The organism is Kocuria sp. ZOR0020 (genome assembly GCF_000800955.1).
In the GTDB taxonomy this organism is placed as follows: domain Bacteria; phylum Actinomycetota; class Actinomycetes; order Actinomycetales; family Micrococcaceae; genus Kocuria; species Kocuria subflava.
On sequence record NZ_JROX01000084.1, the window covers coordinates 1 to 10,680 of the forward strand.

Genomic DNA, 10,680 nt, shown 5'->3' on the forward strand with positions numbered 1-10,680 from the left:
TCAGTTTCCTGGTCGATCAGCGCTGATCGACCAGGAAACTGACCACCCAATACAACGAGCCAGGATTCTGACCACTCGAGAACCAGGCGAGCCCCGGGATCAGTGCACCGGGCGCCGAGCAGAACTTCCCTCAGCCCGCTTGGGCACCAGGAAGGACACCACAATGGCCACCACGGAGATCCCGGCAGCCACCAGGAACGCAATGTGGATGCCCTGGGCCTGAGCCGCCGTGGCGGTGGCTCCACCCGATGCTGCACTGGCGGCCCCCAGGGACATCAGGGTGATGAACAGGGCGGACCCGGCCGCACCGGAGACCTGCTGCAGCGTGTTGAGCAGCGCGGAACCGTGGGAGTACAAGGACTGCGGGAGGCTGCCCAGAGCGGAGGTCATCAGCGGCGTGATCAACAGGGCCAAGCCGGAGCTCATGACCACGTGCGCTGCCACGATCAACCACAGCGGGGTGTTCTCCCCCACCGTGGAGAAGGTCCACATGGCCAGGCTGAGCACGATCGTCCCGGGAATCACCAACACCTTGGCGCCGTGGCGGTCATAGAGCCGCCCCACAAACGGGGCCAGGAAGCCCATGATCAATCCACCCGGCAGCATGGTCAGCCCCGTGGTCAGGGTGGAGTGACCCAACACGTTCTGCATGTAGAGCGGCAGAAGGATCACCACACCAAACAGGGTGCTGAAGGAGACGATCATCAGGCCCAGGGAAATGGTGAAGGTCCGCTGGGTGAAAGGACGCAGGTCCAACAGGGCCCGGTCCTCGCGCTGGAGCCGCAGCTGCCGCCACACGAACACCGCCAGGGCGATCACGCCCACAATCAGCGCAGGAACCGGCGGAATGCCCCCACCACTGTCAGCAGTTTCACCACCGTGGCTGCCGAAACCGCTCAAGCCCATGAGCAGTCCACCAAAGCCCAGGACGGAAAGCACCACGGAAACCAGGTCCAACTTGACCTTGCGTGGGGTGCCCATGGACGGCATCAGCAGAGCACCCACCACCAGGGCCAGAACAGCAATCGGGAGCATGATCAGGAACAACCAGCGCCAGCTGAGGGCACCCAGGATGATCCCGGAGATGGTGGGGCCGATGGCCGGTGCCACGGAGATCACCACGGAAATCAGACCCATCACGGAACCGCGGCGCTCCGCCGGGACCACGGTCAGCACGGTGGTCATCAACAACGGCAGCAACAAGGCGGTGCCGGAGGCCTGAACCACGCGCCCGGCCATCAACAACGGGAAGCTGGAGGCTGCCGCAGCCAGAGCAGTACCGGCGGTGAACAAGGACAACGCGTTCATGAACACCACACGGTGCGGCAGGCGTTCCAGCAGGAACCCCGTGGTGGGAATGACCACAGCCATGGTCAGCATGAAACCGGCCGTCAACCATTGAGCCGTGGTGGCCGGGATCTGAAGGTCCTCCATCAGATCGGGCAGTGCCACGGAGAGCACGGTCTCGTTGAGGATCACCACAAAAGCAGAAACGATCAGCACACCCAACAGGGTCCGCACGCGCTTGGGGTCCAGGTCCACGGTGGGGATGGAACCGGTACCTGCCACGCCGTCGGACTGCGGGGCTGGGACCTGGGGAAGTGATCCGGTGTGGGTCACGGACATGGGGTGGTGCTCCTCAACAAACAACCAGGCCACCGGGGCAGAATCGGTGGCCGCAAGAATCCGGGAAAATCCCGAGCACTGCACAGTACAACTTGGGTGAAGTGTCCCGTAACCACTTGTGACGGAACGGACATCCAGAGCACAGGGGTTCCCGGGACAGCACGAGGGGCCGGCCCCCGTCATGGGTTCCGGCCCCTCGGCACTCAGCGCGGCTTAAGGCCGCTGAAGTTCCTCAGCGCTTCTTGCCGCGCGCCTTGGCTGCAGCGCCCTTCTCCGTGCGGGCACCGGCGGTCTCCAGTTCACCGCCGTTGTTCTCCAGGTGAGCACGCACGAACCACTGGAAGAGCTCCAGTTCCTTGACCTGCCCGATCAGCATGTCCTCTGTGACGGGGTCGATCTCACCGGCCTTGGCCAGCGCCTTGCGGTGGTCCTCCAGCAGCCCGGTGTAAACCAGGTCCAGTGCGGCCAGGTGCTCGTAGACGCCAGCGCGCCCGATCGAGTAGTCGTCCCAGGAACGCTCGGCCACAATCGCACCGGAGAGCCCGTTCGGGGCGTAACCCAGGGTGGCAATGCGCTCGGCCACCTCGTCAACGAATCCGCGGACCAGTTCAACCTGCGGGTCCAGCATCTCGTGCACGCTGATGAACCCGCGGCCCGTGACGTTCCAGTGGGCGTGCTTGAGCACCAGCTGGAGATCGTTCAGCGCGTGCAGACGGTCCTGCAGCGCGGATGCCAGTTCCAGCCCCTGCTGATCCGTGAGCCCCGGAACGGTGTAGTGAGCAACGGCGGTCTTCTTCTTGGTGTTCTTGCCGGCCATGGTGGCCTCCTTTGACCTCAATGGTTAACGACGACGACCGTGGTCACCCACCGTCGTCGTCGTTCACGGACTGCTGATGATCTACCGATCCATCCTCAAACAGCAGCTCAGCAATGTAAACGGTGTTCGCTCACAGGCTGATTGAGCTTGTCGTGCCACTACCGGAGAGTCGTGGAATGTGCGCCACCCCGGCCCAGGGCGGATGCGATCTCCGCATCCACCGTCTCCTGAGCCACGCGCTGATCCTTGTCCGCGGGGGACTCCACGGGCTCGCGGTGCTGGTTGAGGGAATCACCTTCAACGTCCACGTTGGGCAGGATCTTGTCCAGCCACTTGGGCAGCCACCAGGCCTTGTCCCCCAGCAGGGTCATGAGCGCCGGCATGATGGTCATGCGTACCACAAAGGCGTCCAGCAGCACGCCAACCGCCAGGCCGAAGCCCATGGGCCGGATCATGGTCAGGTGGGAGAAGATGAAGCCCGCAAACACGGAGGCCATGATGATGGCCGCGGCCGTCACCACTGCCCGGCCGCCCACCAGACCACGGACCACAGCGACACGTGCCGGGTGACCGTGGACGTAGGCCTCCCGCATGCCGGTGGCGATGAACAACTGGTAGTCCATGGCCAGGCCGAACAGGATGCCCACCATCAGGGTCGGCAGGAAGCTCAGGATCGGTCCGGGATCGGAAACCCCGAACAGACCGCCCAACCAACCCCACTGGTACACGGCCACCAAGGCGCCCAGACCTGCCAACAGGGACAGCAGGAAGCCCAGGGAAGCAATCAGCGGCACGATCAACGAGCGGAACACAATCACCAACAGAACCAGGGAGATCGCGATGACCACACCCAGGTAGAGCGGCAGCGCGTCAGCCAGGACCTGGGAGATGTCAATGTTGGCCGCGGTCTGACCTGCAACCCCGATCGAGGCGTCATCAGAGGACTGGAACTCAGAGGACAACCCGCGGATGTCATTGACCAGGGTTTCTGTGGCTTCATCAGCCGGCCCGGATTCGGGAACCACCTGGAGGATGGCCAGGTTGGTGCCGTCCTCGGGCGGTGCGGGGACAACGTTCTTGACGTCGTCCAACTCCTGGATGCGCTCACCCACGTTCAGCTGCAGTTCGCTGACCTCGGCTTGGGACAGGTCCTCGGGATGTTCCACCACCACGGTCATGGGACCGTTACGGCCTGCCCCGAAGGTCTCATCCACGATCTGGAAGGCCTGGTACTGGGTGGTGTCGGCCGGTTCGGAGGAACCATCCGGCAACCCCAGGCGCATGCTGGCCACCGGAATGGCCAAGAGAATCAGGGCGGTGGAGGCACCGATCACTGTCAGCAGCGGGTGCCGCACGGAGCGCGGAGTCTTCACGTGGGCGGCGTCTTCCACAAAGTGCCCGGAGGTCACCTGGTCACGCTGGGTTTGAGGCAGCAGCTTGAGGCCCACCAGGCCCAGAAGTGCCGGGGTCAGGGTGATGGTGATCAGCACGGCCACCAACACGGAGAACGCAGCCACGCCACCCATCAAAGCCAGGAACGGAATCCCGGAGACAGCCAGTGCCACCAAGGCGATCATCACGGTGCAGCCGGCGAACACCACAGCAGAGCCGGCGGTCCCGGTGGCCAGACCGATGGACTCGTACAGGGGCACACCGCGGCGCAACTGCTGGCGGTGCTTGTTGAGCACAAACAGGGAGTAGTCGATGCCCACGGCAAGACCTAACATCAGACCCAGCACGGGGGTCACGGAGGCCATCTGCACCACGCCGGACAGGGACAGCGCAGCAGTGGCGGCCACACCCACACCCACCAGGGCGGTGAGCACCGGCAGGGCGGCGCCAATGAAGGTACGCAGCATGATGAACAGCACGATCGCAGCCACGATTAACCCGATCACCTCGGCAATGCCAAAGATGTCCAGACTCTGCGCCAACTCAGTGGAGTAATCCACCTCCACGCCGTTGATCTGGGCGTCGTCGATCGCGTTCATCACCCCTTCCTGTTCCTCCGGGGTGATGTCAGGTTGAGCAGCGGTGAAGTTCACGGTGGCGATTGCAGTGTTGCCATCCGGGGAGACAAAGCCGTAGTCACCCATGAGGTCCATAGAGCGCTGGCCGACCTCCAGCTGGGCCTCCTGCGCCGTCACCGTTTCAGCCGTGACACCTTCCGGGACCATGCCTGCGGCCACCGCACCTTCCAACTGGCCGGAGTCACGCAGTTGGATCAGCTGTCCCAACTGCTCCTCGCCGTCGGAAAGCTGTTGGCGCTGGGAGTCCAGTTCGTCCTGGGCCTGGAAGGGGTTGGTCACGGAAGAGACTCCGTCAACTTCACCGGCATCATCCATGGCAGCGCCAATGGCCTCCCGCTGGGAGTCGGTGAACTCGGAGCCGTCTTCAGTGCTGAACACAATGGTGCCCACACCTTCATTGGCTTCTGGCAGTTCGTCCGCCAGCTGATCGGCCAGGCGCTGCGTCTCCGTGCCGGGGATCTCGAACTGGTTGGTTAAGTTCCCACCGAATCCCACAAAGGCACCGATGGACAACGCCAGGACGGCCACCCAGGCCGCCACGACCGCCCAGGCTCGCCTGGCAGCACCGCGCCCCAGGCTGTAGAGGAATTTAGCCATTGTTGTGTGGCCTTTCTTGGGTTCTGCCCGCGGGTGTGGGCGGGCGATTCCGGTTGTTCTACGACGACGGTTGCGGCTACGCCGCGAATCCGCGTCCCAGTGCATTCATGCCCCGTTGCAGCAGTTCCTGCCACAGGGCACGGGTCTCTTGGGTGAGTTCTCCGTGGGTTCGGCCGAACCAACGGTCGGCTGACACGGTGATGGTGGTGATGAGGTATTCGGCCAACAGGTGGGCCTCAAACGGGTCTTTGGTGTCAACGCGCTCGTGCAACAACCCAACGATCTTGCGCGCAGCGGCATCGGTGGAGTGCACTGCCAGCAATTCGAGTTCCGCGCTGCCTTGCTTGGGCACCGACGACGGCTTGTCCGCCTCCGAGCACGTACCCGTCTGTTGACTCGGTGACGGCAGGAACGGGACCAAGGCCTCACACACGGTGCCGATCACATCCAGCTCCAGAGCGACCTCTGCAAACCTCACATAAGCCGTGGGGAGGTCCGCAAAGCGCTGTTCACCGATGCTGTCCTGGAACTGGCCGTAGAGACCGCTCATGGCATCCAGGAAGGAGGCCTGAACTGCCTCCTCCACCCCGGTGAAGTGATTGAAGATGGTGCGGCGTGAGACCCCCGCCTCCTTGGCGAGGTCGTTGACGGTGAACCCGGAGATCCCGTGTTCAAGACCCAAAAGAGCCGCAGCTTCCACGATGGCGCGGCGGTTGTGCCACTTGAGCGCTTCACGCTTGTCGCTGGGAGGGGTGCTTTGGGTCAGATCCACGGGATAAAATCTAGCCAAGTACTTGCACACTGTGCAACATCACGACGACGTGAGGTAGGTCGCATGGCCCGCAGCAGTTCAACCCACCAGTCGGTGGGACCCATCAAGCGCGCATTCTCCAGCCCCAAAGCGCTGGCTCTGGGCATGTCCATCTGGCCACCATTCCTGGGAGCTGGCATCCGCGTGCAGGAGATCTCCCCGGATTGGCGCCGAGTACGCGTGAGCATCCGCTCCCGACCGTGGACCTCCAACTACGTGGGAACGGTGTTCGGCGGGACCATGCTCTCCGGCACGGACCCCTTCTGGATGTTGATCCTGATGAAGAACCTGGGCTCCGACTACATCGTGTGGGACCGCCAGGTGGAAGGGCGCTTCCGCCGACCCGGTCACGGTCACCTGCACGTCACCTTTGACCTCGACCAGGCCACGCTGGATGAGATCCGCGCGGAGGCAGACACCGGTGAACGCGTGCTGCGGTGGTTCAACTCTGACGTCCTCAACGCCGACGGCGAGGTGGTGGCCACCATCCGCCGGGAGCTCTACGTCAAGCGCAAGGCCTGAGCCAAACCCACCCACCTCCCGCTGAGGACACCGGGCGCCTACACCCAAGCCCACCCCCCCGCCGAGCAGTGAGTTGTGTCGCTGATCAGTGCTGATGGGCGGCACAACTCACTGCTCGGCAGAAGGTGGCAGGACAAACAGCTGACAACCAGGTACCACCGGCGGCGTCGTCGGGAATCTCCGTGTCCGCGCGGAAGCCGTGAATCCAGCTGAGGTGGCGGTCGAACATGCCCGGATCCGCCAGGACGATGGCGTCCTCAATCGACTGATTGGCCCCCTGACCGTGGTGGGGCACCAGCGCGTGCGCGGCATCGCCCAGCAAAGTGATGCGCCCACGTGACCACCGGGACAGCGGTGGGCGATGAAACAGTCCCCACCTCTCTGTCACAGGCACTGCAGTGATCATCTGCACCACTGCCGGATGCCAGTCACGGAATCCCTCCAGGGGTGAGCCTTCCTCCACCGGAACCACCCAACTCTTGTGCGGCCACGGCGCCGGGCAGCGCTGCACCAGGAAGAAGTTCTGCTCACCGGAACCGATGGGATAGTGCAGCAGGTGGGCCCCCGGGCCCATCCAGAACTGAATGGCCTCCGGATCCGGGAGTTCGCTCAATGCCTCCGGCGTCACAATCCCCCGGGAGGCCGATGCCCCCGAGTACAGGGCAAAGTCATAGCCCAGCATCAGTTTGCGAACCGTGGAGCGCGCGCCGTCAGCACCGATCACCAGGTCAGCCTGCGCCGAATCGCCGTCTTCGAAATCAAGGGTGGCGCGCGGGCCGTCGTCGTCAATGGTGATCACGCGCTTGGACAGGTGCAGGCCTTCCGCACCGAACGCGCCTGCCAGAATGCGCTGCAGATCGGCTCGGTGAATGCCCACGTATGGCGCGCCGAACTGTTCCCGGTAGCTGCTGCGGGTGTGGTGGCGCCCAACAATCCGGCCAGTGCGGCCGTCGCGATGAATCAGGCCATCCACCTCGGCCCAGGCCGCCGCCAGCTCAGACTCCAAGCCAAAGCGCTCCAGGTAGAACCGTGTGGCGTTGGCGGACAGGGCCACCGCGGCACCGACCTCCCGCAGCTCGCGCGTGGCCTCCCAGATCTGGACGTCAAATCCACGACGCCGCAGCTCGATGCCCAGCGTCAGGCCGCCGATCCCCGCTCCCACAATGGTGATCTGCGGACTGTTCATGTGAGCGCTCCTTATTCATATGCGTATTGAGCATAATGCACGTCTATTGATGCATCCCAAGCTACCTGAGGGATGTGCTGTGCACCACGCATGCCTGTTACTCCAGCCCAGGAGTGAGTTGTGCCGCCCATCAGGGCTGATCGGCGGCGCAAGCCACTGCTCGGCGGATTGACCAGCCGATGAAACATCAGGCTCCTGAGCGGTGCTAAGTTCGCGGGCATGAGTTCTTCCCCACGCGGTGCGCGCAACACCTCCGCGCCAACGCCTGCCACCTCCACGGAAGCTGCCACCTCCGCAGCAACCCCACAGGTCACCAGCCACCTGGGCACCTCCATGAAAGCCCGCCACCTGGTCATGATGAGCCTGGGCTCCGCCATCGGCGCCGGGCTGTTCATTGGCTCAGGCGCCGGCATTGCCGCAGCCGGCCCTGCCGTTCTGATCTCTTATGCCATTGCCGGGCTGGTGGTCATCATCATGATGCGTGCGCTCGGCGAGATGGTGGCTGCCGCCCCCGCCTCCGGCGCCTTCTCGTTCTACACGGAACGTGCCCTGGGACCGGCCGCCGGGTTCACCGTGGGCTGGCTGTGGTGGATCCAGCTGTGCCTGGTGATTGCTGCGGAGGCCACCGCCTCCGCACAACTGCTCTCCGGACTGTGGCCCGTGTTCCCGCAATGGGTCCTGGCACTGGTCTTCATGGTGGTGTTCACCGCCATCAACCTGCTGGGCGTGGGCAAGTTCGGCGAGTTCGAGTTCTGGTTCTCCATGCTCAAGGTGGGGGCCGTGGTGGCCTTCTTGATCGTAGGCATCGTGTTCCTGTTCGGCGGCACCCCCGCCGATCCCCCGGGATTCAGCAACTTGACCGAGCACGGAGGGTTCTTCCCCATGGGGGTGGCCGGTGTTGCTGCAGGCCTGCTGGTGGTCGCCTTCGCCTTCGGCGGCATTGAGATCGTGGCCGTGGCCGCCGCAGAAACCGATGATCCCGCCCGCAACGTCTCCCGCGCCATCCGCACCATCGTGTGGCGCATTCTGCTGTTCTACATGGGCTCCGTGGCGCTCATGGTGATCGCCCTGCCCTGGGACTCTGACTCTTTGGGGGCCTCCCCGTTCGTGGCCACCTTGGATGCCGCAGGGCTGCCGGGCCTGGGTGCCGTGTTGGGCATCGTGATCGTGATTGCCCTGCTCTCCTCCCTCAACGCCAACCTCTACGGCGCCTCCCGCATGGTGTTCTCCCTGTCCGAACGCGGCCTGGCTCCCCGGGGCCTGCACTGGCTCAACAACCGTCGTGTGCCCGTGGCAGCCGTGATGGCCTCCACGGCCTTCGGCTTCCTGGGCGTGGGTCTGAACTACCTGTGGGCGGAGGAAATCCTGGGCATCCTGCTCAACATTGTGGGCTCCACGCTGATTGTCACCTGGTTGGCCACCCTGGTCTCACACTTAATCCTGCGACGCCGCGCCCACCGCAACGGCGAACCCTGGCCCTACTCCGCACGACTGTTCCCCTGGACCAACGTGCTGGCACTGGTGGTGGTGGCAACCATCATCGGCCTGGGTCTGACCGTGGCGGACGTCCGATTCCAGATCCTGGCCACCACGGCCCTGGTGGTGGTCCTCATGGTCATCGGCGCACTGATCTCCCGACGCCGCGGCCGCAGCTCCCTGGTGGAAACCACCCGCGATTCCCAGGCGAGCACACCGGCGCCCTGACTGGCGCGCACAACCCCAGCGGCCGTCGTCGTGCGTGGGACCGTTGCCTCACATGGCAACCATCCCACCCACGACGGCGGCCGTTTGCTCACCCTGCGTACTGTTGAACCATGCGCACACTGATCTCTTTGATTCTGAACATCATCTGGTTGGTCACGGCAGGGTGGCTGCTGTTCCTGGGCTACGTGCTGGCGGGAATCGTGGCCTGCATCTTCATTGTGACCATTCCGTTTGGGCTGGCATCCTTCCGGATCGCAGGATTCGTTCTGTGGCCCTTTGGCCGTGAGGTGATCGCAGTCGGCCGTCCCAGCGGGCTGAGCACCGTGGGCAACGTGATCTGGTTTGTGGTGGCCGGCCTGTGGTTGGCCATCGGTCACGTGCTGACCGCCGTGGCACAAGCCATCACCATCATTGGACTGCCCCTGGCATGGGCAAACCTCAAGCTCATCCCGGTGACCTGCTTCCCGTTCGGCAAGCAGGTGGTCTCCTCCTCGGATGCCCGGGCACAGATGTTGCCCATGGCTCGCGTCTGAGCCGCACGCTCTGAACTGACAACACGCTTCTGGCCGCTTCCACGTGCTTGGAAGCGGCCAAAAGCGTGTTCGGGAAGAAGCTGATACCGCACTGAGGTCAGACATGACTGTGGGGTGATCGGATCCACCTCCGAACACCCCACACCAGGGTCAATGACTGACCCGGCTGGATCTGTCAGTGCGACACGGACGGGTGCGCTGACAGATCCACCTCTATGACATCACCTCAGTGATGCCCACGCGTTTGCGACGCGGTGACTCAGCGACGGTTGTTGCGGCCGTCCAAGTCGTTGCGGCCATCGGCGTCGCCGTCGTTGACGACCTCAACCTCTTCGCGGGCGACCTCGGTCTGGACGCGCTCCTGGTCCTGAACAACGTTCTTGTCCAGGCCCACGCGCTCCTTGGCAACAACTTCCTTGTCCACCACGGGGCGCTCTTCGGTCAGGGTGACCTCAACGTCCTCTTCACCCAGGGAAGCGCCGTCGTGAGCTTGGCCCTCGCCGATGGGCTCGCGGACGATCTCGACCTCTTCGCGCTCGACCGGCACGGTGATGGTCTCGTGCTCGGTCACAACGCGCTTGCGCAGACGGGCGCGGCCGGTCTGGACGCGCTCGGTGCTCACGTTGACCTGCTCCTCGTGGCGGACCACGGAGTTGCCGTCAACATCGGTGCGGCCATCGACGTCGCGGTTGCCCACGTTGGCGTCACGGTTGTCACGGGGGGAGCCTTCCAGGCCGTACTGGCCCTGGTCGCCCTCACGGGTGTACTCGCCGCGCTCGTCCGGGTACTGACCGCGGTTGGCGTCGTCGTGGCGACGCTGTGCGCGGTCATCGCCCACGTTGCGGTCCTGGCGG

Annotated in this window: 9 protein-coding genes; 3 read left to right on the forward strand and 6 right to left on the reverse strand. The window is 64.2% G+C overall.

Annotated elements, in window-relative coordinates:
- Window positions 1-99 precede the first annotated feature (99 nt).
- The 4 genes from L979_RS05695 to L979_RS05710 all read right to left on the reverse strand — a co-directional run bounded on the left by L979_RS05695 (window position 100) and on the right by L979_RS05710 (window position 5,842).
- Complete coding sequence (locus L979_RS05695; RefSeq protein ID WP_081993885.1) at window positions 100-1,626, reverse strand: MDR family MFS transporter; 1,527 nt, start codon at window positions 1,624-1,626, stop codon at window positions 100-102.
- Between the two features lie 232 nt (window positions 1,627-1,858).
- The gene (locus L979_RS05700) at window positions 1,859-2,443 is read right to left on the reverse strand and encodes a Dps family protein (protein ID WP_047690283.1); all 585 of its coding nucleotides are present in this window, start codon (window positions 2,441-2,443) and stop codon (window positions 1,859-1,861) included.
- A gap of 158 nt (window positions 2,444-2,601) precedes the next feature.
- Window positions 2,602-5,070, reverse strand: a complete 2,469-nt coding sequence (locus tag L979_RS05705) for an MMPL family transporter (RefSeq protein ID WP_052209557.1) — start codon at window positions 5,068-5,070, stop codon at window positions 2,602-2,604.
- A gap of 76 nt (window positions 5,071-5,146) precedes the next feature.
- The gene (locus tag L979_RS05710) at window positions 5,147-5,842 is read right to left on the reverse strand and encodes a TetR/AcrR family transcriptional regulator (protein ID WP_047690289.1); all 696 of its coding nucleotides are present in this window, start codon (window positions 5,840-5,842) and stop codon (window positions 5,147-5,149) included.
- A 63-nt stretch (window positions 5,843-5,905) separates the two neighbouring features.
- Here L979_RS05710 and L979_RS05715 point away from each other — a divergent pair, with 63 nt between their 5' ends.
- Window positions 5,906-6,403: a DUF4442 domain-containing protein gene (locus L979_RS05715; protein WP_081993883.1), complete on the forward strand. Its 498-nt coding sequence runs from the start codon at window positions 5,906-5,908 to the stop codon at window positions 6,401-6,403.
- Window positions 6,404-6,488: 85 nt separating this feature from the next.
- Here the strand turns inward: L979_RS05715 and L979_RS05720 are convergent, their stop codons facing one another.
- A complete protein-coding gene (locus tag L979_RS05720; protein ID WP_052209558.1) occupies window positions 6,489-7,589 on the reverse strand; it encodes an FAD-dependent monooxygenase in 1,101 nt (366 codons plus the stop codon).
- A 219-nt stretch (window positions 7,590-7,808) separates the two neighbouring features.
- On the opposite strand from L979_RS05720, the gene L979_RS05725 reads away from it, so the two are divergent.
- A complete protein-coding gene (locus tag L979_RS05725) occupies window positions 7,809-9,293 on the forward strand; it encodes an amino acid permease (protein ID WP_231559415.1) in 1,485 nt (494 codons plus the stop codon).
- Window positions 9,294-9,403: 110 nt separating this feature from the next.
- Window positions 9,404-9,826 carry a YccF domain-containing protein gene (locus L979_RS05730; RefSeq protein WP_047690292.1) on the forward strand — a complete coding sequence of 141 codons (423 nt, stop codon included), beginning with the start codon at window positions 9,404-9,406 and terminating at the stop codon, window positions 9,824-9,826.
- 259 nt (window positions 9,827-10,085) lie between these two features.
- Here the strand turns inward: L979_RS05730 and L979_RS05735 are convergent.
- Window positions 10,086-10,680: YsnF/AvaK domain-containing protein (locus tag L979_RS05735; RefSeq protein WP_156125432.1), on the reverse strand; the 595-nt coding region annotated here is incomplete at its 5' end.